We start from the raw sequence: 22162 nt of genomic DNA on the forward strand, positions 1-22162 counted from the left end.
TATCCCAGTCAAAGGCACTCTTACCCAGTCTGAGCCTGATATTTTAAAATTGAAATAAATATGGATTTGCTCTATTTTTAAGCAGGAAAATATAAACATATATTGAATACATCATGCAAAGAGGGAGGATGGAAATGGGATACAGTGAAAATCAGTTGCGCTCGTCATTAACACCGGCAGTTCCAATGATTCTGAACACTCATTATCACTCTGTAATCATGAAAAACCCCCAATTCGCCTGGTTCATAGAGACGCATAAGGAATTGTTAGATGCAACCTTCACTATGACCTTAATGTCTATAATAGAAGCATTGTTCCTGGGGCCTTCTGATTATGAGAAGTACCTGCACACACAGGAGCAAGAGGGGTTTGCGCAAGGGGCTTTTACTGCAGAGATATTCGGCGACCATTTTGATATCCTGCTTGAAATGAGCAAAGATTTGAACTTAACCGCCCAGAATATAATGTTCAGGAGCATTGAAGCACTTGTGGATGATTCGGCGAACCGGCTGTTTTTCTATAATAGGCTGATGGAATCCAACTGGACCCGGTTTACCGGCTTCGCTCAAGGTTATTTGTCTAATAAAAACCAGCAGATCGACAATCTGCATGAACAAAAAATCGCGGTTATGGGACAGATGGCCGCAGGCATGGCACATGAAATCCGTAATCCGCTGGCTTCAATCAAAGGCTTCGCCCAGCTTGTGAATAATAGGCTTAATGAGCCTGAGATCAAAGCTAATGAACTTCGTGCTTATATGGATATTACAATTAAAGAGATCGATACGCTGAACGGCTTAGTTACGGACTTCCTGATGCTGTCGCGGAAAGGGGATCATGCGAAGAATAGCGGCGTAGTGTTTAATGTAATCGAGGTTATACATAGAGTGAACAACATTGTGAATCAGCTCATACTTAGCGGCGATATTATTCTGGCAGTGGATTATTCTGATGAAACTATTCTGACTTTCGGAAATGCCTCACAGCTGGAGCAGGTCTTCCTGAATATTTTGAAGAATAGCATTGATTCCTTCACCGCATGCCAAGGCAGGATAGATATTACAGTGACCACGGCGGATGAGACCCATGAAATCATGCTGATCTTCAAAGACAATGGCGAAGGGATACCGCCGGATAAATTAAAACGGATCTTCGATCCGTTCTATACCACCAAGCAAAAAGGGACAGGCATCGGCTTGTCCATCTGTAAACAATTAATCGAAATGTACGGCGGCCAGATTAGGGTAGATTCGGAACTTCAGGCAGGAACCAGCGTGAGGGTAACTTTGCCGTGGGTGTGCGAATCCAATGAGCGTGTGGAGGGTGGTCTGTTGAATGCCCAGTAGGGAGCTTTGGTGTGTTGGTGTACACTAGAAGGATAGAGCAATTATCGAACTGAGCTGCGGGGTGAGTGGAATGGAGAAGCTGATAGAACGGATCAAGGGTGAGTTATTGGCAAAAGCAACGATAGAGAGTATTGATCCACTGGAACCCGTGAAGGTCCGCAGCGTGCCGAAGCCCTGGAAGGTGCTGGGAACCGGGAATTACGCTGCCGTATTCTATCATCCGGAAGCTCCCGGTTATGCAGTGAAGGTGTACGCCCCGGGCAGGCCGGGCCTTACGGAAGAAGCAGAGGTGTACCGCCGCCTCGGCCGTCATCCGGCATTCTCCGAATGCTATTACAGCGGACCGGACTTTCTGATCCTGAAACGGCTGCAAGGAGTTACCTTCTATGACTCGATGAAAAGGGGAATTCTCATCACCGCGCAGGCCATAGAAGATATTGACAGCGCGCTGGGTTATGCCCGTTCCCGCGGACTCCACCCGCATGATGTCCACGCCAAGAATGTGATGGTTCAGGACGGCCGCGGCCTGATCGTAGATATATCCGATTTCCTGAAGGATGAGGACTGCAGCATGTGGGAGGATTTCAAGAAGGCGTATTATCACCTGTACCGGCCTGTTGCCTCCCGCTGGATGTTTCCGGTTCCCCGGCCCATTCTGGAGATCGTCCGCAAGGGCTACCGCTTGTGGCGGCGGTTGAAGGAATAATCGATAAAGTGGCAGTCCAGGGCGTTAGTTTCGCCACCGGGGCTGCCACTTGTTCGCTTATCGGAGAATGGAATAATAAGCGACCGATTCGTCGATTAAGCGGGATAACGTCAACTCACGGAAGCGGCTGTTTACCGGGTATGGAGTAAAGGCGGCGTGAGGGTTTCCCTGATGCGCATATCCTCCGTGCCCCGCGGTAACAGGAACCCTGACCTGAAGAATGCCGGATAAGGCGGATTGCAGCAATCCAAGCTGACCTGTTGCCCACTCCTGTTCCTTGCGGCGCAAGGTTACCACTATCTCCTCCACTGTTGAATGGTGAATACATCTCAGAGGAGCCCCCCATCTCGTCAAATCAAAGGATTGTCCACTTCGTGTAATCTCGCATGCCCCGTAATGAATTTGTTCTCCCCAAGTGAGCCGCAGCAGCAGATATAATGAACCGGCCCGGACCGGACTGTCGGAGAACGAAGGAGTGGTATCAAATGCAAAGAGTTCAATCTGCGATAGCTTGTTACTATTCATGGATGCTGCCCTCCTCGTACCACAGCACACCAAAGCTAGTAAACTCCAGGTTTACCGGATCCAGCATATGCGGATGAATGCCCAAATAATAGGTTTTCGATGTCTGTATCTCTGCCACTCTTCAAGACTCCCCCCAGTTGCTCACAGGAACTCAGCATAGGTGTTAATGGGAATCATACACGCAGTTCTTTTCCATGTAAAAAGCGCAACCGGCGTTAAAAGTCAGCCATAGCACATATCCGGGCAGAAAGTGAAAATAATCCTGCTTATTCTTGGTGTCAGCATGGTTTTTCTTCCGTATACGTAAGTTTGTTGCCTTCTTAACGGGATCTTAACTGATGGCAGAATAGTCTTATAAGTTCTTAATCCCGGGGCGGGAGGCCCGAGATCGTCTTGAACACCTTGCCGAAATGCTTGAGGCTCTCGAAGCGGACAATGTCTATATTCTCCTAATCGGGTGACTTGAAAATTAAGGTTTGATATAGCCGGGTCCATTTACAATGGTAGGGATAGTTACAGCTAATTGAAAATGGACAGGAGCGCGGCCAATGCAATATACCAACCCCGTAATACCCGGATTTCATCCCGATCCCAGCATCTGCCGGGCAGGTGACGATTATTATCTGGTGACCAGCACATTTGAATATTATCCGGGAGTGCCCATTTTTCACAGCAGGGATCTTGTTCATTGGCGTCAGATTGGACACTGCCTTACAACGGCCGGACAGCTGCCTCTGGAGAATGCAGGGAGCTCCGGCGGAATATATGCCCCGACGCTCCGCTATCATAACGGCTGGTTCTATATGGTGACTACCAACGTTAGCGGAATGGGCAATTTCTTCGTCAAGACACAGAACCCGGAAGGTCCCTGGTCACAGCCGTACCCGGTTGCGCAGAGCGGCATCGATCCCTCCCTGTTATTCGATGAGGACGGATGCGTCTACTTTCAGTCCGCCCGGGAGGGTGAGCAGGGGAACGGTATTTACCAGTGTGAGATTGATATCGAAACCGGGTGTATGCTGACAGAGAGCGTGCTGATCTGGAAGGGGACCGGCGGCGCTCATCCCGAGGCTCCGCATATCTACCGGATTAACGGCTGGTACTATTTGATGATCGCCGAGGGCGGGACAGAATACGGGCATATGGAGACTATCGCGAGAAGCCGCCAGCCTTACGGGCCTTATGAAGCTTGTCCACTTAATCCGATTCTGTCCAACCGCAGTATGCACAGCAGCATACACGCTACGGGTCATGCGGACCTGATTGAAGCGCAGGATGGCAGCTGGTGGGCGGTTTGCCTGGGGATCAGACCGGTCTCTTATCCGATGGGGCATCATTTGGGCCGGGAAACCTTTCTGGCTCCGGTGACCTGGACGGCTGAAGGCTGGCCGGTTGTAGGGAATGGCAGCCATATCGAAGCCGTCATGAATTCGCCGGAGCTGCCGGAGGTCCGGTGGCCGGAGAAGCCTGTGCGGGACCACTTTGACGGCACCCGTCTTGGCTTGGACTGGACGTTTTTGCGCAATCCGGCAGAGGGAAGCTGGTCGCTGCAGGAACGGCCGGGGCATCTGGTGCTGCATGGCCACGAGGCCACGCTGGATGAAGCGGCTGCGCCTGCTTTTGTAGGCCGCCGCCTCAGTCACTTCACGGCCAATATAGCAGCAGCGCTGGACTATGAGCCGCTTCATGAAGGAGAAGAAGCCGGGCTTACGGTGTATAAGAATGAGAGGCATCATTATGAGCTGGTCCTCCGCACTGCGAACGGCCGGAGAGTCGCCGTGTTCCGGCGGACGGTCGGTTCGCTTCGGGTGGAGCATGTAGAGGAATGTCCGGCCGGGCCGGTTATTCTGAGGATTAAGGCGCTGCCCGGCAGCATAGAAGCCTCGGTTCAAAGCCCGGAGTCCGGGGTGACAGAACTGGGCAGCGGAGAGACACATCATCTCAGCACAGAAATCTCCGGGGGATTCACAGGCGTATTCGTTGCGATGTATGCAACGTCAGGGTCTGGGCTGGCCGCTCCGGCAGCGTATGACTGGTTCGATTATGAGCCGTTGGATCAGCCCGCGGTATAGAGTATGGGGCAGCGGTTCATGCAGATTTGCTGTATGGCCCGCTGCAACTGCTGCCTGGCGGCAGGATCCCCCGTTCCCGCTCGGGTTTAAACTATAACTGATTGAGCTTGCTTTCAGGCTCTTCACCATTTCCTACACGTTTTATATTACTTATGAAGAAATCATATCTTTTTTTATGAAATTTTCGCCCATCAGGCATTCCTGCTGTATGGGGAGTAAGGATCACATTACCCAGATTCCGGAGCTCACTGTCAATGGGAAGCGGTTCAGATTCAAACACATCCAGGCATGCGCCTGAAATATCCCCGTTTTTTAATGCATCAATCAAGTCCCTTTCGCCAACAATCCCGCCCCGGGCTGTATTGATAAAAAGACTGGTATTCTTCATTTTGCTCAATGCCGCTTTGTTGATCAGCTGTTTGGTTTGCGGAGTCAAGGGTACATGTACACTGACTATGTCCGATGTGCTTAGAAGAGTATCGAAATCTGTCATTTTCACAAAACCGTCAGATTGAGGAGCAGCATGTCTCGCATAAGCCAGCACATTCATATCAAAAGCCCTGCAAAACGCAGCTACTTTTTTGCCGATAGCGCCCAAACCGATAATCCCAATCGTTTTGCCGTTTAATTCACTCCCTGCATAGTCCAATTGATGTTCATCCATCTTGTTTTTCATGAAATGATCAAGAAACGGTATGTTTTTATAATAAGACAATATCAGTGCCATTACGTGCTCGGCCACTGCCTGTGCATTCACTCCTGCAGCATTGGCCACCCAAATACCGAGCTGTGTACAGGCAGGGATATCTACATTATCAAATCCTGCACCCGTCTGTACCAATTTTAATTTTTTTGCGTTAGCAAGCAGGCTGTGATCCACTTTAATATGTTCAGGGATGAGCACTTGGCAATCTTCAATATGATGCAGCATTTCTTCTCCGGGCGGTACAACCACAACGTTCCAGTCTTGCGGAAAATACCTTACAATATTTGATTGTGCGGTCTCGTTAAAATAGCCAACGATGAGAATCTTCATTACTAAACCACCTTTCATATTTTTAAACATACTGAATAATTTTGTAAAACACAAATACTACTGCTGATTGCGGTAAGCCTTCGGGGACCTGCCGTACGTTTTTTTGAAGAGGCGGGTGAAGTAGTTGCTGTCATTAAATCCGCAGCTATAGGAGATTTCGGTAATGGGGTGTCTGGTTTGCCTGAGCAGAGAGCAGGCCTGTTCCAGCCGGAGGCGCTGAATATAAGCAATCGGTGTAGTCTGATAATACGCCTGGAAGATCCGGTTCAAATGCCGGACAGAGATATCTGATTTGGCGGCAATGGTATCAAGGGTAACCGGTTCACGATAGTGATCCTCGATATAGGAGATCGCACTGGCGAGGTGCATCAGGCTGTTGTCCACGCCCTTCTCCTGAGTGTCATAATGTCTGGACAGATAGACGACAAGCTCCATGAATCTGGAGGCGAGCATGGTCTGATAGCCGTGGTGCTTCTGCTCATATTCGGTAATCATGCCGGCCACAAGCGATGAGACAACCTCCAGGCTGACGATGGGGAGGTTCATTTTGCTTTTATAGGCGTTAATGCTGCGGTAAAAGGGTTCTAAGACAAACAGCGCCTGATAGCCGTTCAGCGTTCTTAAGTCCGGTCCGGCCAGCTTGAGCATGTCGGCTTTGTACATAATGTTGCAAATTTTGAAATCATGGGGGTCCTTATAGGCATGCGGGGTGCCCCCGTTAATAACGAATACATTGCCTTTCTTGATAAAAGCCTCTTCCTCATTGACGATATGTGCAGCATGTCCGTTCAGTACAATGACAAGCTCGGAGAAGTCGGCGTGCTGATGGAGGGAAGTATCTTCTTCGTGCCCGCCGTATTGAATAAAGAACGGGAAATGCTCATCGGTCGTAAACCAGTTCAAATATACATTGCTCATAAAGCCCCCGCCTCTGAAATACGTGTTTGTCTATATAATGCTAGTCTGCGACTTGAAAATCAAGGTTATCCGCCAACATCGGCGCTAAAATGAGACTGTAAACGCATTCAACAAAAGGGGATGAGAGAGATGAGAGCAATACTTTCAAGAAAACTAGGCACAGCGCTTCTGGCAGGCTCGCTGCTTATTTCGGCAGGCTGCAGCAGCAATGCAGGCAATAACGCCGGGAATACTTCAAACGGGAACACCAGCGGAAATGATACTGATCCGGTCACCTTTACCTTTTTTGGTGCCGATGCCAATCCGAACTGGAACAAGATGCAGGATGATGTCGGCAAAGAGATTACCGCCAAGACAGGGGTTACCCTGAATGCGGAATTTGATGTCGGCAGCGGCGGCGGTCAGGACAAAATTTCCATGATGGCCGCCAGCGGGGATTATCCCGAACTCATCTATGCCAAAGGCGAGCTCGGCAAGCTGGTGGATGCGGAAGCCTTCCTTGATCTGACCGATCTGATCGATAAATATGCGCCGAATATTAAAAAGGTCATGGGCGATAACGTGAACCGGATGAAATACAGCAAGGATAATCAGGCGATCTATTCGATTCCGACGAATGTGGGCGTTGATCAGCAGGTGTTTGATGCGACCAACGGCTTCCAGATTCAGCACCGCGTATTGAAGGAGCTTGGGTATCCGGAAGTCAGAACGGTGCAGGATTATGAGAATGTGCTTAAGGAATATGCGGCCAAGCATCCGACCACGGACGGGCATCCGACGATCCCGATGACAGTGAATGCTGACGGCTGGAAGGTTATGATTACGGTCACTAATCAGGGGGACATCACTACAGGCGGAACCAATGACGGCGAATATTATGTGAATCCGGAAACGTACGAGACGATGCTGCATTATAAGAAACCGGAGGAGAAGGAGTACTTCCGCTGGCTGAACCATATGTATAATGAAGGGCTGCTCGATAAGGACTCTTTTGTCCAAAAGGATGATCAATACAAGGCCAAAATCGCCAGCGGCCGGGTTCTGGGTCTCACCTCTGTGGAATGGGAATATCAGGATGCGGAGAATGTCCTCAAAACCGCCGGTAAAGACGAGTATACGTACGCGCACTTCCCGGTGACGCTGGGTGAGGAGTATAAGGATCATGCGATGCAGTCGGTCGGAGTGGACGGCTATGGCATCAGCATCACTACTGCCTGCAAGGATCCGGTCCGCGCGATCAAATTCCTGGACTGGCTGTCCTCGGAAGAAGGCCAGGTGCTGAGAAACTGGGGCATTGAAGGCAAACAATACAATACGGACAATGGACAACGTGTCATACCTGCTGACATTCTCGGCCAAAAGGTTAACGATGCCGCGAACTTTACCAGGAACACGGGGGTCGGCTTATACTCCATCTTTGGTGTCCGCTACGGTGACGGTGTGAAGGATTCCACGGATAACTACTATACCACGAACTTCCCGGAACAGATTCTGGCCGAATATTCGGATGCGGAGAAGGAAAGCCTGGCCGCGTATAAAGCGGCAACCTGGAAGGATCTCTTCCCTGCGGAGGATGAATTCCCGGTCAAAGAGTGGGGCGCGCTGTACAACATGCCGGTACCAACCGATGGGGGCTACCAGGTCATCTATCAAAAAACACAGGATATCGTCCACAAACGCATACCGGAAGCCATCCTCGCCAGCACAGCCGAGTTCGATACAATCTACGATGATTTCATTGCAGAGCTGAACAAAGCCGGTGCTGAGAAGATGGAGAAGGAATATACGGAGCTGGTAAAAGCGAGAGTGGAGCTGTTTACCGGGAAGGATGTTGAGTAGGAGCATATGAAGAAACAGCGGCAATCCGGGACGGGGAAATAAGGTCCCGGATTGCCGCTGTTTGATTTAGCTGCCGCGCTCAATTTCTATGGCTGCGATTTATCGTTTAGAAATTTATCCGGGACGGGGAAATAAGGTCCCGGATTGCCGCTGTTTGATTTAGCTGCCGCGCTCAATTTCTATGGCTGCGATTTATCGTTTAGAAATTTGACAACCTCTTCATAGGCGATTTGCGCAGGCTCCGTCTGTAGTTGGTAGATATAATCATGAGGCAATTTATTTCCGCTGCCTGTCCAATAAACACTTGTAACGTCAACACCCTTAGCTCTGAGAACGGCGTCCATTTCGTAGGTTTGAGGTTCCAGAGGATCAGCATCACCTGCGGTTATAAATGTTGCCGGATATTCGGAGGTGATATTTTTTACAGTTGAAAGCTCGTCTAATCTGGAGTAGTTTTCGTAATCTTTCTGTCCAGTGTAACTCCAGGCATATTTTCTAAACCCGGGGAAGTTATCCCGTGCTACAGTATCAAAGTCATATACACCATTCAATAACAGTAAGCCTTTCACGTTTGCAGCCGGTATATCCAAATTTACCCCGACTTGCTGTTCAAGAGTGGGATTAGTAATCATCGCTCCCAGCTGACTTGATATTTGCGCACCCGCTGAGTTACCGCCGATGAAGAGCTTTGCAGGATCTGCATTGTATTCCTCAGCATGAGTCTGCAGATAATGGATTGCTGCTGCGGCCTGCTGTATGGGAGCCGGATATCTGTACTCAGGAGCGAGCGAATAATCCAAGGAAGCCACAACATATCCTTCCGACGTTAAGAGTTTCGAGAAGGAACCCACTTGTTTCGCAGTACCTACGGTCCAGCCGCCGCCATGTATGAATAAAATCAGGGGCTTAGGCTTGTCTGATTCAACGCCAAAGGTATACATGGTTATCTGCGCATCGGGTAAACCCTCGACAGGAATACTGATTACGTCACTAACTTTAACATCTATGATTTGTTCAGCGTACGGACCCACATTTACAGCATTCTCCTGGGTACTAATTAATGCTCTAAAAATAGCCACAAAAGGACGCGGTGTTAGCTGGTTTACAACGACAATTGCGATGATCAGGATAGCTATAATACTTAATGTGATTCCGGTTTTCCTGCCGATCCTGAATTTTTGAACTGATATGTTCATGGTGCCCTCCTAATGAGATTTCTTTGGGTCGAACCGGAATTTAAAAGGTACATTAATCGTTGTGAAGGAATGTTAGCCCTTTGGTATTTTCCGGTAGCTTGAAGGAGAGAAGCCCGAAATCTTCTTAAAGAGCCGGGAGAAATAATAAGGATCATGAATACCCACGGCCGAGCTGACCTCTTTAATGCTCAGTTCAGTAAGATCCAGAAGATGACCTGCCCGTTGGATCTTCAGCCGCAGGAAATATTCAATTGGAGAGACTCCGGTTTCGGAATTAAACAAATAGATCAGATGCTGCTTCGACACTCCCACATGATTAGCCAGCTCAATTAGTGAAATAGAGCCGCCCATATGCCCATTCATGTATTGAACCGCCTGCTCCAGATAAGTTTCGCGTTTCTTCTCTTGAGCCGATTTTCCGGCATTAAGCCCAATTCCTGAGAGCAGCTGCCTTACGGTCTGCGCAACATGTACATGTGTAGTCAGCGCATAAGTCCGCTCGGCCAGCATCTCAAAGGCAGGGATGAACCATTCAATTAAACGGGCTTTACCGCTTGGTGATAATGAGAGGGGAGCATTAGATAAACCGAACAGCTGCACCAGTCTATTCGCGTGGCTTCCTTTGAAATGAAACCAGTAGATACTCCAGGGGTTCTCCTGCATTGCCCCATACCTGTGTGCGGTTTCGGGAGGAATAATCATCATGTCTCCCTGCTGCAGGTGCATGCGTTCTCCATGATTCAGCTCGATCCAGCCCGCTCCGGCTTCGCAAAAGATAAAGATATGCGACGGGCTGCCTTCCAGGCGTTCCCTGAAATGATACTGGGCGTTAGGGAAATAACCGATGTCCGTAATAAATAAGGAAGCAGTCAGCTCCTCCTGCTCCAGCTCCTTCATCCAGTATTCCGGAAGCACATATAGCTTCTCCTCGACAAACCCTTCAGGCTTGCGAATATGGTCATGACTCATTTCTGCTGCCCTCCCCCTGTTAAGGGAATATATAGAATCACTAAGCAATAAACGAAAAGCGAATAGGAACGGAGGGGAAATTTGGAACTGTAGGAGCGGTAGCGACCGCCTTTGTCACCGGATTTCAAACCGCGGACAGCGGCAATAATCAAGAAATCTGGTGACAACAGCGGCCGGAAGTCCAAATGTTCACCGCAATTTGGAACTGTAGGAGCGGTAGCGACCGCCTTTGTCACCGGATTTCAAACCGCGGACAGCGGCAATAATCAAGAAATCTGGTGACAACAGCGGCCGGAAGTCCAAATGTTCACCGCAGTGACGAACACGCTTTAAGTTTAATGCTTTTGGGCTTCTCATATATTTTCGAATAAGAATATAATCCATCACTTCCCGCATTTCGTCAATTGGAACCTTCCCCGGCAGACGCTAAAGTATAACTATCAAGATTAGGGAGGCAGTTTAAGCATGAAGCAAGAAGCTGTAGAGCATACATTGGAGGCGGCTCCAGCCGGGTCTGGCGGAATCCAAGTTCAGGTGTGGGAGACAAGTGTGTTGATTCCTACGTATGAGGCGGGAGAAGCTGACCCCAATCCTATGTTTCTGGAGAAAAGAGTCTATCAGGGAAGCTCAGGCCGCGTGTATCCTCACCCGGTAATCGAGTCCATCTCGGATGTGAAGGCCGATAAAAACTACAAGCTGGTGATCCTGGAGAATGAATACGTCCGGATTGAAATTATGCCGGAGATAGGCGGCAGAATCTACCGGGCACTCGACAAGACCAATAATTACGACTTCGTCTACTATAACCGGGTCATCAAGCCGGCACTTGTTGGCCTGGCCGGGCCGTGGATTTCCGGAGGGATTGAATTCAACTGGCCGCAGCATCACCGCCCGAATACCTTCGGTCCGGTAGAATACCGGTATGAGCAAACCGAAGATGGAAGCGCTACAGTATGGGTCAGTGAAATTGACCGGATGTACGGCACCAAGGTTACCGCCGCCTTCAAGCTATATCCGGGCAAAGCTTACCTGGAGATTAATGCTCAAGTTTACAACCGGACACCTCAGCCGCAGACCTTCCTGTGGTGGGCGAATCCGGCGGTGGCGGTCAATGATCATACGCAATCGGTGTTTCCTCCGGATGTAACTGCCGTATTCGACCATGGCAAGCGCGATGTATCCCGGTTCCCGATCGCGACCGGCACCTATTACAAACAGGATTATTCGGAAGGTGTAGATATTTCCCGCTACAAGAATATCCCGGTTCCGACTTCTTATATGGCTTATAAATCCGATTATAATTTCGTCGGCGGCTATGATCACGGCGTAGAAGCTGGGCTGCTGCATGTGGCGAATCATCATGTTTCGCCCGGCAAAAAGCAATGGACCTGGGGAAATGGAGAGTTCGGCCAGGCGTGGGACCGTCAGTTGACCGATGAGGATGGCCCGTACATTGAGCTTATGACTGGCGTATACACGGACAACCAGCCTGACTTTACCTGGCTGCAGCCTTATGAGGAGAAGACCTTCACGCAATATTTCATGCCTTACAAGCAAATTGGGGTCGTGAAAAATGCTTCAATTGACGCAGCTGTCAACTTGGAGATTGATGCTGAATCCGGTCAGGCATTGGTTAAGGTGTATGCGACCTCAAAGCTGGAGCAGGCAGTCGTAGAACTGAGCGGGGCAGCCAACTGCTACCTGCGTGAGACGGTGGATGTGTCCCCGGTGGATGTGTATCAGACAGTTATAACACTGGAGAACGGTGAGCAGGAGCATGACTTGAAGCTGTCCGTCCGGAATGCGAAAGGCCGACTGCTGATCTCCTATCAGCCGAAACGTCCGGATATTGAGCGTATTCCCGATGCTGCCAAGCCGCTCGCGGCGCCGGAAGAGCTGCGTTCAGCAGAGGAGCTGTATCTGGCAGGCCAGCATCTGGAGCAATACCGGCATGCTACGTTCGAGCCGGAAGCCTACTATCTGGAGGGCTTGAAGCGGGACAGCGGAGATATCCGGCTGAATGTGGCATATGGAATCCTGCTGCTGCGCCGCGGACTTTACAAGGACGGTGAGCAGCATTTCCGCAAAGCGATCGAGCGGTTGACCTGGCGGAACCTTAACCCTTATGACAGCGAGGCTTACTATCAGCTGGGTGCCGCACTTCGCGGCCAGAACCGTTTGGACGAGGCCTATACTGCTTTTCACAAATCAGTCTGGTCGGCAGCCTGGCAGGATGCAGGTTACTTCTCTCTGGCGCAAATTTCAAGTCACAAGGGAGAGTATGCGGAAGCGCTTGACCAGGCGGAACGTTCGCTGATCCGCAATTCACGCAATTACAAAGCCCGTAATCTGAAGGCAGCTATGCTCCGCAAGCTTGGATTATTGGAGCAGGCCAAGGCATTCGCTATGGAAACTATGGATCTGGATATCGCTGATTTCGGTGCCTATAACGAGCTGGCGCTGGCACTGCGTGCACTGGAAGACACTGCTGGTGCTGAAAAGGTTCTGTCCGAACTGCATCTGCTTATGCGCAGGGACGCACACAACTATCTTAATCTGATCTCAGACTATATGGACAGCGGCCTGCTGCAAGAAGCCATTGAGATTGGCGAAAGAGCTGTTCCTGCCGGAAGCTCCGTGTATCCGGTGCTGCATTACGCTCTTGGAGAGCTGTATGCACGTACGGGGCAGCTTCAGAAGGCGGAAGAGCAGCGCCGTGCCGGCCAGTCCGCAGCTCCAGCCTATTGCTTCCCTAACACTTTGTTTGAGCTGGCACTGCTGGAGAGCACCGTTGAGGCCAGTCCGGAAGATGACAAGGCGCATTACTATCTGGGCAACTTCTTTTATGATAAAAAACGCCCGGAGGAGGCAATCGCAAGCTGGGAGCGTTCACGGGAGCTTCGGGGGGATTACGCTACTGTTCACCGTAACCTGGGACTCGCCTATTTCAACAAGCAGGATAACCCGCAGGCGGCCATGGCTTCGCTTGAGCAAGCGTACGCCTGCTCTCCGGAAGATGTGCGGATACTGTTTGAACTGGACCAGCTCCGCAAGAAGCTGGCCTGGACCTCAGCTGAGCGCCTCGCCATTCTTGAAACGAAGCGCGGCCAGGTGGAGCGGCGTGATGATCTTTTCGTCGAATATGTTACGCTGCTTAATAATCTTGAACGGTATGATGAAGCTCTCGCAGCCTTAAGCTCACGGAATTTCCACCCTTGGGAAGGCGGGGAAGGCAAAGTAACCGGACAATACAAGTTCGCCCATACGGAGCTTGGCAAACAGCATCTGCAGGCTGGACGTTACGGGGAAGCGGTTGCCCGCTTCAAGCAGGCTCTCGTCTATCCGCTGAATCTGGGGGAAGGCAAGCTGGAGGGTGCCCGGGAGAACAATATCTACTATTACCTCGGTATGGCCTACGAAGCTCTGCAGCAGAAACAAGAAGCCGTCGCCAGTTATGCCATAGCTTCACAGGGGCTGGATGAACCGGCAAGCGCGATGTTCTACAACGATCAGCCGCCGGAAATGATTTTCTACCAGGGGCTGGCGTGGCTGAAGCTGCATAATGAGAAGGAAGCCAAACGCCGCTTCAATAAACTGATTGATTATGCGGAGAAGCATATTTTTGATGAGATCAAAATGGACTACTTTGCGGTGTCGCTGCCGGACTTCCTGGTGTTTGAGGATAACCTGGACCGCCGCAATGTGATTCACTGCCGGTATATGCGCGGACTGGGATTGCTTGGACTCGGACGTACCCTAGAAGCTGCTGAGGAGCTGGAAACGGCTCTATCCATGGAGCCTAATCATCAAGGTGCGATGATTCACCGCCGCTTATGTGTACAGAAGTGAAGGAACAGATCGGGTTAGAATACACAGGTGAAAGGATGTGGGTATCCTGATTAATGAAGGACGTTACACTACAAGACTGGAAGAGGGCTGGAAGTTCCAGCCAGGCCCTGTAACCCGAGGCGAGCAGGAAGGATGGCAGGCTTCAGGCTTGCCGTCCCCGGTTACGGTCTCCGTTCCGCATACCTGGAATGTACAGGAGGGTCTGGAGGAATACCGCGGGGCAGGCTGGTATGAACAAATGTTAACAGTCCCTGACGAGTGGAAGGACTGCCGGATACGGCTTTCCTTTGAAGGGGCTTACCGTGATACGGATATCTGGGTTAATGGTGTAGAGGCAGGCAGCCACTACAATTCCGGCTATACCCCATTTGAAGCGGATCTGACCCCATATATTCATGCGGGAGGCGGGAACCGGCTTGTGATTCGAGTGGACAACAGCAACAGTGACGTGGCGTTGCCCCAGGGCAACAGCTTTGACTGGGCCGATGACGGCGGGCTGATCCGGCCGGTAACGCTTGTCGTCACAGGATTGGCGTCCATTCAGCAGCTCAAGGTGGAACCGCTGGTCATCTTCGCTGACCAAGGCGGACATACGGACGGCAAGCTATCTGCACGCATCAAGCTATGTGAACCATCAGCCGTTGCGCTCAGTGCAGACATTGCCGTCTACCGCAAGGATATCCGCATTTGGCAGGGAACGGAAGAGATCACTGGCGGAGCGTTGTCCTGGAGTTTCACAGACATCCTGCTGCCGGAGGTTGATTTGTGGCATTTTGACCATCCGGACTTATATGAGCTTGAGATTGTACTGCGCACTGGGGATCAGGTCCAGGACCGGGTAGTCCGCCCGTTTGGCTTCCGGGAGATTATTGTTAAGGGACATGAGCTGTGGCTGAACCGCGAACCGGTCCGGCTGATGGGTGTGGAGTGGATGCCTGGCTCGAATCCGGCGACTGGAATGGCCGAGAAGCAGGGAGATCTGATTGCGATGCTTGAGCGGTTGAAGGAAGCGAACTGTGTCATTACACGATTCCACTGGCAGCAGGGAAATGATTTGCTGGACTGGTGTGACCGCAATGGCCTGCTCGTTCAGGAGGAAATTCCGCATTGGCAGCAGCCGGCAGAGCCGGGGAAGGACACCTTCGCGCTCGCCCTGTCTCAAGCCAGGGAGATGATTGGCAGTCATGCGCATCATCCGTGTATCTTTGCCTGGGGGATGGGGAATGAGCTGGATGGCCAGTCTGACGTGACCCTGCGTTATATGGAGCAGCTGAAGGCGGAGCTTCTGCAGCTGGACTCGAGCCGGCTGATCAATTATGTAAGCAACAGTGTTCTCTATCAGCCTGACAGGGATGCCACTGGTGCGGGTGATCTGCTGATGTGGAACGAATATATCGGAACGTGGCATGGCGATTTGGATGAGCATAAGGTCATCCGGCAGATTATTGCCGATTATCCTGATAAGCCCATTGTTGTGGCTGAATATGGGCTTTGTGAACCGGTGTTTGAAGGCGGGGACACCAGAAGAACCCGGTTGCTTATCGAAAAAACAGAAATCTACCGCCAGTATCCCCAGTTCGCGGCATTAATCTTCTTCAGCCTAAATGATTACCGCACGCAAATGGGTGAAGAGGGTGAAGGGAAGCTGAAGCAGCGGATCCATGGTTCTGTAGACATTTATAACCGGGTGAAGCCGTCGTTTGCTGCCTTGCGTGAGATCTCTTCACCGCTCTTGCTGGCAGAAGCTCCTGTATGGCACGGAGATGAGCTTGAGGTAACCCTGACATGCCGGAAGGATATTCCCAGCTATGCCGCGCGGGATTATTATTTAACGGTGTCCTCAGCAGGCGAGGAAGGAACCAGATTAGTCATTCCAGATATGCAGCCGGGAGATCTCCTGACCTTGAACATCCCTGTGCAACCAGCGCCCGGACAGCAGCAAGTGCTTACCGTGTATCGGCCGAACGGGTATAGTGTGGTTGAACGGGAATTGAACTAAGGAGCGGGAGACCCTAATGAAGAAATACCGTATTGCTGTAAGCGATGACAAGAAGAATATCTTTGCCGGTCACATTAAGCTTGGCGGTGTGAACCCTTCGGGCGAACGGATCAGCTTTACGAACTATTATATGGAGAAGAACGGGGAGCCGTTTTTTGGCGTGTGCGGTGAGTTCCATTTCTCCCGGTATGATGAAGCCTACTGGGAAGATGAGATTATTAAGATGAAGATGGGTGGCGTTAACATCGTCACGACTTATATTTTCTGGAATCTGCACGAGGAAGTAGAAGGTGTCTTCGAATGGGAAGGCAATAAAAGCTTGCGCCGGTTCATTCAGCTATGTGATAAGCATGAGCTGTATGTCATGATCCGTATCGGCCCCTTCTGTCACGGGGAAATGCGAAGCGGCGGCATGCCGGATTGGCTGTTCGGCCGCCCGTTCGAGGTCCGCTCCAATGATGAGGGGTATCTGGCCTATGTGCGGAGGCTGTATGCGGAAATCGGTTTGCAGGTGCAGGGCTTGCTGTATAAAGACGGAGGCCCGATTATCGGTACCCAAATCGAGAACGAGCATAACCATTCCTCGGCGCAGTGGGGCCTCACGACCGGCATTAACAATATGTGGCTGAACGGCGGCAGCGGCGGTAATGAGCACATGCTGCTGCTGAGAGACATGGCCATTGAGGCAGGAATAGATACGCCTATCTATACTTGCACTGGCTGGGGCGGCGCTACGACACCAGTACCGGATATGCTCCCATTATGGGGCGGATATGCGTACTGGCCGTGGATTTATTATGAAACAGACCGCTTCGACGGGATTAAGGAGCATCCGGCGACACCGGAGTATATTTTCCGCGACAAACATAATAATGACCTTCCAAAGAGCTACAATTTCGAGCCCTTCTACCAGCCGGAAGACTATCCGTATGCCTGTTGTGAGATGGGCGGCGGGATGGTTCAGTTCTATAAATACCGGTTCGAGTTTCCGTATAACAGCGTTCCGGCCATGTCTGTCATGAAGACGGCGGAGGGCTGCAATATGCTCGGATACTACATGTACCATGGCGGAAGCAATCCGAAAGGCAAGGTAAACCCCTTTATGAACGACTTGGCGACGCCGAAAATCTCCTATGATTTTAATGCGATGATTGGCGAATTCGGGCAGGTGCGTGAATCGTATAAACGGACGAAGCTGCAGCATTATTTGTTCACAGAGTTCCAGCATCAGTTCGCTTTGACCAAGACGATCCTGCCGGGTGACACCTCGGAGAATGATCCGTATGATGTGAGCGAATTACGCTATGCTGTCCGTTCGCATGAGGGCTCAGGCTTCCTGTTCCTGAACAATTTCCAGGATCATGTGGAGAATCACGATCTGCAGGATATGAACGTCAGCATTGAGCTTCCCGGCGAGACCCTTACGATTCCGGCTCAAGGAGAGCTGACGCTGGGCAGCGAGAGCTTTGCGATTCTGCCGTATAACTTCGATCTGGCCGGAATCACGCTGAAATATGCAACCGCGCAGCTGATCACGAAGCTGGACGTAGCGGATGAGGTATATTACTTCTTCTTTGTGCCGGAAGGCATGAAGGGGAGTTATGCGCTGCAATCGGCCGATGTGGCGGATATTGAGACCGAAGGCGGTCATACCAGGCAGCTTGAGGATATGACGATCATTGAAGTGGAGAAGCAGAATTCGGGTATCGTGCGTCTTGTGTCTGCAGCAGGCAAGAAAGTTGTCATTTACACTATGACGGATAAGCAAAGCTTAGGGTTCTGGAAAACCGAAGTCCGCGGTAAGCAGCGTGTCCTGTTCACAGACGCCAATCTGCTGGTATCCGGGGATGAGATCAAGCTGGAGCTGGCGGATCGGGAGGAAGTTACGCTAAGCGTGGTCCCTGATTTTGAAGCGGGTTTAGGTTTAGTATCGGGCGGAGAGCTGGTGGAAGCATCAGAGGACGGTTTATTCACAACCTACAAACTGCTCGCACCGAAGAAAGAAATTGCTTTTACATGGACGAAGGTCAAGAATGAACGGGCGGTTCTGGAATTCGCATCCGGCTCTCTGGACGGTGTCAAAGAAGCCTTGCTCCAAATAGATTATACCGGCGATATCGGTTATGCCTTCATTGACGGAGAGCTGATTAACGACAACTTCTGCAACAATACGACATGGGAAATCGGACTCAAGCGGTTTGAAGAGCGGCTGGTTGACAAGGGAATGTATCTCTATACATCACCGATCCGCAAAGGGACTGTCGTGAACAGTAATACGACGATGGCAGGCTGGAATGAAACCGCTGCTGAGCTGATTGCCGATATAGCTTCGGTCCGCGCTGTGCCTGTATATGAGATTGTAATCAGATAATATAAGGGAGGGACATCAATGGATTCTGTATTTAAACATTTACCGCGCAAACTGACCATCACCATGTGGGATTTCTCCTGGTACACGATGACCCTGCCCGGCGAGCCTTATCACGATTTGGCCGCACGCTTCCAGGAAGCGGTGGATAGAGGCTACAATACGGTCCGGATCTGTGCGATGCCGTTCTTATTGTTCACGGCGGAAGGTAAACGGCCGGGCCCGTTACATTTCGGCAGCCTCGGAGAAGTCGGGCAGCGGACACGCTGGTATAACTGCCGGGGCGGTGCCGAGCTGGACGGGCATGCCCACCTGCTGGAGCTGTTCAGGCAGGCCAAGGCACATGGCGTCTACATCATGCTGTCTTCCTGGGAATATCAGCAGAGTCCGAGCTTCCTGGCGTATCCCGCGCTGCGCGACGAACTGGCCGCTATCGCTCCTAAGGAACGCTTTATGGCAATCGCCAGATCCATGGATCAGCTCATCCGGTTGGTTACAGAAGAGGGCTTCGCCAGTCAAATCGTCTATGCCGAGCTGCATAACGAGGTGGAATTCGGACAGCTTACCGCTGTCGGCGTGGAACGGGGAATCAGTGGCACGGATACGCCTAAGCTGGTGGAAGCGATGCAGCCTTACATAGAAGAAGCGGTGGATTATCTCCGGGCGCAGCATCCCGATATCCTGATGACGGCCAGCTATACGCTGAATGAAGCCTATCCGAAGGCTTATGTGGCCCGCAATATGCAGGTCGCCCATTATCATCTCTATATTAAAGGCGTATTAAATGAACTCATGGATGCAGCCGGATTAAATGATGAACAAATGACATTTCCGAATGCCTTTGTCCGGTCTTTATTAAGAGAGGATGCGCCTCCCTTTGAGAAGTGGACACTGCCGGCAGGGCAGGAATGGCGGATGGAGGGCAATCCGGTCGGGATGAAGCTCATCTACCTGCATGATTGGGCCGACCCGGACCGGTGGGACCTCTATTTATACGACCGTTACGGTGCCCATAAGCTGGCTATGCTGCAAAAGGCGGATATGCGCCTGGAGGAAGCTCATGAGTGGGCGGCTCATTCCGGCATTCCGGTCGTCATTGGTGAGGGATATGTGGGTTACACACCGCTGTTAGCTGGCTTCGAGGAGGGTCCTGTCGGCAAATTCATTGCCGAGTACTCGCTGCGCAAAGGCATGGCGCTGGGCTTCTGGGGAATGACGCTGTGCTCCAACTGCGCGCCTCATCATCCATTCTGGAATGATATCGCCTGGCAGCAGAAGTGGAACCGGTTCATTCTTGAGGCAGAGTAGCTGCAGCATATGGGCAGTCCTGCCTGGTACGGTACCGCAATCTAACGGGCAGCCTGGCATTGGCAGGGCAATTTGCCCCATGGTATATTGAGTGTACTAAACAACGGTCCGTTTCAGTATGGATAACAGGAGGGAGACTAGATGTTGGAGCATTCCTGCCGGAAGTCAGCTGACCTTCCTTACTCTATATATCTGAAGCGCGTTTATGAGCCGGCGGCTCCGGAGGACGGGTACCGGATACTGGTGGACAGGCTATGGCCGCGGGGAATTACGAAACAGCAGGCTGCCATAGACGAGTGGATGAAGGAGCTTGCTCCAAGCCCCGGGCTGCGTCAATGGTTCGGTCATATACCAGAGCGGTTTGCGGCATTCAGTGACAGCTATATCCGGGAGCTGGAGGAAGATCCGGCGCGAGGGAGACTTGCTGCGGAGATCGCAGAATTAGCGCTGGAGCAGGACGTTACACTGGTATATGCCGCGAAGGACCCTATACACAATCATGCGCAGGTACTATATAAATGGCTGCTTTCCCGCTAAAAAGCACACGAACCGCCCCGAATCGTTAATGATTTGGAAGGCGGTCCGTGTGCTTTTTGATATACCGGGTTCAGGGCTGCGTACTTAGACCCGCAATCTATTTGCTGCTCAATTGAAGGGCCGGTCCGAAGAACTCGTAATGAATCTGCTCTTCCTTCATCCCGAGTGCCCGCAGCTCTCCGATCATCGCTTCCATGAAAGGAACAGGGCCGCATACGTAAGCATCTCCGGTAACATCTACATAGCTCTTGAGGATTTCGCCAGTGATGACGCCATCCGGGCCGCCGGAGTAAAAGGTTCTGGTCTGTACATTGCTCATGGCCGCAGCATGTTTCTCAATATCCTTAACGAAAGCGGCGAGCGATTCATTCCGTGCAGAATGCAGGAATACGGTCTTTCGGTCCGGTGTTACAGCCGCAACGGTCTCGAACATGCTCATCATGGGGGTAATGCCTACGCCGCCGGAGATGAAGGCTACAGGTGTGGTTCTGGTAACATCGAGCAGAAATTCGCCTGCCGGAGCGCTGACTTCAACAATGTCTCCTTCGTTCACCTGGTTATGAAGATAGACGGATACCACACCATTCGGATCATTCGTCTCTTCACGTTTCACGGAAATACGGAATTCATCTGCCCGGGGAGCCTGCGACAGGCTGTATTGGCGGATCATGGTGTATTGCTCTCCAGGAATCAGCACACGGATAGAGATGTATTGGCCCGGCTTGTAATCCGGTACGCCTAAGCCGTCCGCCGGCTTCAGATAGAACGATGTAATACTGCCGCTTTCCTGAACTTTACGCACAACGGTAAAAGGCTTGAAGAAGTTCCAGCCATTGTCCTGTTCGCGCGCTTCCTTATACATGCTGTCTTCGACGCCGATAAAAGCGCCTGCAATAACTCCGTATGCTTCTTCCCAGGCTGTAATAATCTCATCCGTAGCTGCATCGCCCAGCACTTCCTTGATGGCTTTTAGCAGAAATTCCCCGACAATCGGGTAATGCTCCGGCTTGATGCCGAGACTGACATGCTTGTGTGCGATCTGGACTACCGCCGGAAGAATGTTCTCCAGGTTATCTATATGGACTGCCGCGGCGTAGACCGCATTGGCCAGTGCCGCCTGCTGGCGGCCTTGCGCCTGGTTGGCGTGGTTAAATACATTCAGCAGTTCCGGGTGGGCTTCGAACAGATTCCGGTAAAACACCGTTGTAATAGTGGTGCCGTGTTCCGCCAGGACTGGCGCTGTGGATTTGACAATGTCACGGGTTTGTTGTGATAAAATAACGGTCATCCCCTCTCCATATAGTACAAAATTAATATATACGCTTTTTAAGATAAAAGATATATTTAAAATACCACTTTAACAAAATAGACAAAAAAATATGATATCATCTGTTAATAATATCACTTACATAAGGCGGAATCCGTGTTCTCCTTCTTCGCTTGTTGGCTGTATGTGTCCGTTGGACAAGCTGGGGTGTTATGGGCGTGGTATAG

At 51.1% G+C, this 22162-nt stretch carries 16 protein-coding genes; 9 read left to right on the forward strand and 7 right to left on the reverse strand.

The window, feature by feature from the left end; translation table 11 throughout:
• The first annotated feature begins 134 nt into the window (after positions 1–134).
• Together QW71_RS29955 and QW71_RS29960 are read left to right on the forward strand one after the other, a co-directional pair.
• Entirely contained in the window at positions 135–1346 is a 1212-nt protein-coding gene (locus QW71_RS29955; RefSeq protein WP_039308121.1) for a sensor histidine kinase, read from the forward strand.
• A 70-nt stretch (positions 1347–1416) separates the two neighbouring features.
• On the forward strand, positions 1417–2052 hold the full coding sequence (locus QW71_RS29960) for a serine/threonine-protein kinase (RefSeq protein ID WP_039308125.1): 636 nt from the start codon (positions 1417–1419) through the stop codon (positions 2050–2052).
• A 57-nt stretch (positions 2053–2109) separates the two neighbouring features.
• Here QW71_RS29960 and QW71_RS29965 read toward each other — a convergent pair whose 3' ends face one another.
• Positions 2110–2577: a hypothetical protein gene (locus QW71_RS29965; protein WP_039308128.1), complete on the reverse strand. Its 468-nt coding sequence runs from the start codon at positions 2575–2577 to the stop codon at positions 2110–2112.
• Positions 2570–2695, reverse strand: coding sequence for a hypothetical protein (locus QW71_RS41895; protein ID WP_268794640.1), 126 nt, complete (start codon positions 2693–2695; stop codon positions 2570–2572). The genes QW71_RS29965 and QW71_RS41895 overlap by 8 nt, the downstream gene beginning before the upstream one ends.
• A gap of 430 nt (positions 2696–3125) precedes the next feature.
• On the opposite strand from QW71_RS41895, the gene QW71_RS29970 reads away from it, so the two are divergent.
• Positions 3126–4649 (forward strand): glycoside hydrolase family 43 protein, encoded by a 1524-nt coding sequence (locus tag QW71_RS29970; RefSeq protein WP_039308131.1) that lies wholly within the window; start codon positions 3126–3128, stop codon positions 4647–4649.
• Positions 4650–4740: 91 nt separating this feature from the next.
• Here the strand turns inward: QW71_RS29970 and QW71_RS29975 are convergent, their stop codons facing one another.
• Positions 4741–5685, reverse strand: a complete 945-nt coding sequence (locus QW71_RS29975; protein WP_039308133.1) for a D-isomer specific 2-hydroxyacid dehydrogenase family protein — start codon at positions 5683–5685, stop codon at positions 4741–4743.
• Between the two features lie 57 nt (positions 5686–5742).
• On the reverse strand, positions 5743–6603 hold the full coding sequence (locus tag QW71_RS29980) for a helix-turn-helix domain-containing protein (protein WP_039308135.1): 861 nt from the start codon (positions 6601–6603) through the stop codon (positions 5743–5745).
• 129 nt (positions 6604–6732) lie between these two features.
• On the opposite strand from QW71_RS29980, the gene QW71_RS29985 reads away from it, so the two are divergent.
• Positions 6733–8442 carry an ABC transporter substrate-binding protein gene (locus QW71_RS29985; RefSeq protein WP_039308138.1) on the forward strand — a complete coding sequence of 570 codons (1710 nt, stop codon included), beginning with the start codon at positions 6733–6735 and terminating at the stop codon, positions 8440–8442.
• Positions 8443–8621: 179 nt separating this feature from the next.
• On the opposite strand, the gene QW71_RS29990 is transcribed toward QW71_RS29985, so the two are convergent.
• Together QW71_RS29990 and QW71_RS29995 are read right to left on the reverse strand one after the other, a co-directional pair.
• Positions 8622–9638, reverse strand: a complete 1017-nt coding sequence (locus QW71_RS29990) for an alpha/beta hydrolase (RefSeq protein WP_052770449.1) — start codon at positions 9636–9638, stop codon at positions 8622–8624.
• Positions 9639–9710: 72 nt separating this feature from the next.
• Complete coding sequence (locus tag QW71_RS29995; protein WP_039308141.1) at positions 9711–10607, reverse strand: AraC family transcriptional regulator; 897 nt, start codon at positions 10605–10607, stop codon at positions 9711–9713.
• A gap of 465 nt (positions 10608–11072) precedes the next feature.
• Here QW71_RS29995 and QW71_RS30000 point away from each other — a divergent pair, with 465 nt between their 5' ends.
• The 5 genes from QW71_RS30000 to QW71_RS30020 all read left to right on the forward strand — a co-directional run bounded on the left by QW71_RS30000 (position 11073) and on the right by QW71_RS30020 (position 20668).
• Positions 11073–14456, forward strand: coding sequence for a DUF5107 domain-containing protein (locus tag QW71_RS30000; RefSeq protein ID WP_047014058.1), 3384 nt, complete (start codon positions 11073–11075; stop codon positions 14454–14456).
• 37 nt (positions 14457–14493) lie between these two features.
• Positions 14494–16455 (forward strand): glycoside hydrolase family 2 protein, encoded by a 1962-nt coding sequence (locus QW71_RS30005; protein ID WP_039308144.1) that lies wholly within the window; start codon positions 14494–14496, stop codon positions 16453–16455.
• A gap of 16 nt (positions 16456–16471) precedes the next feature.
• Positions 16472–18826: a beta-galactosidase gene (locus tag QW71_RS30010; RefSeq protein WP_039308147.1), complete on the forward strand. Its 2355-nt coding sequence runs from the start codon at positions 16472–16474 to the stop codon at positions 18824–18826.
• A gap of 18 nt (positions 18827–18844) precedes the next feature.
• The gene (locus QW71_RS30015; protein ID WP_039308150.1) at positions 18845–20131 is read left to right on the forward strand and encodes a cellulase-like family protein; all 1287 of its coding nucleotides are present in this window, start codon (positions 18845–18847) and stop codon (positions 20129–20131) included.
• Positions 20132–20272: 141 nt separating this feature from the next.
• A complete protein-coding gene (locus QW71_RS30020; protein WP_047014059.1) occupies positions 20273–20668 on the forward strand; it encodes a DUF488 domain-containing protein in 396 nt (131 codons plus the stop codon).
• A 97-nt stretch (positions 20669–20765) separates the two neighbouring features.
• On the opposite strand, the gene hmpA is transcribed toward QW71_RS30020, so the two are convergent.
• The gene (hmpA, locus tag QW71_RS30025) at positions 20766–21947 is read right to left on the reverse strand and encodes an NO-inducible flavohemoprotein (RefSeq protein WP_039308187.1); all 1182 of its coding nucleotides are present in this window, start codon (positions 21945–21947) and stop codon (positions 20766–20768) included.
• Positions 21948–22162: the final 215 nt, after the last annotated feature.

It is taken from the genome of Paenibacillus sp. IHB B 3415 (assembly GCF_000802655.2).
GTDB lineage: Bacteria > Bacillota > Bacilli > Paenibacillales > Paenibacillaceae > Paenibacillus_AQ > Paenibacillus_AQ phytohabitans.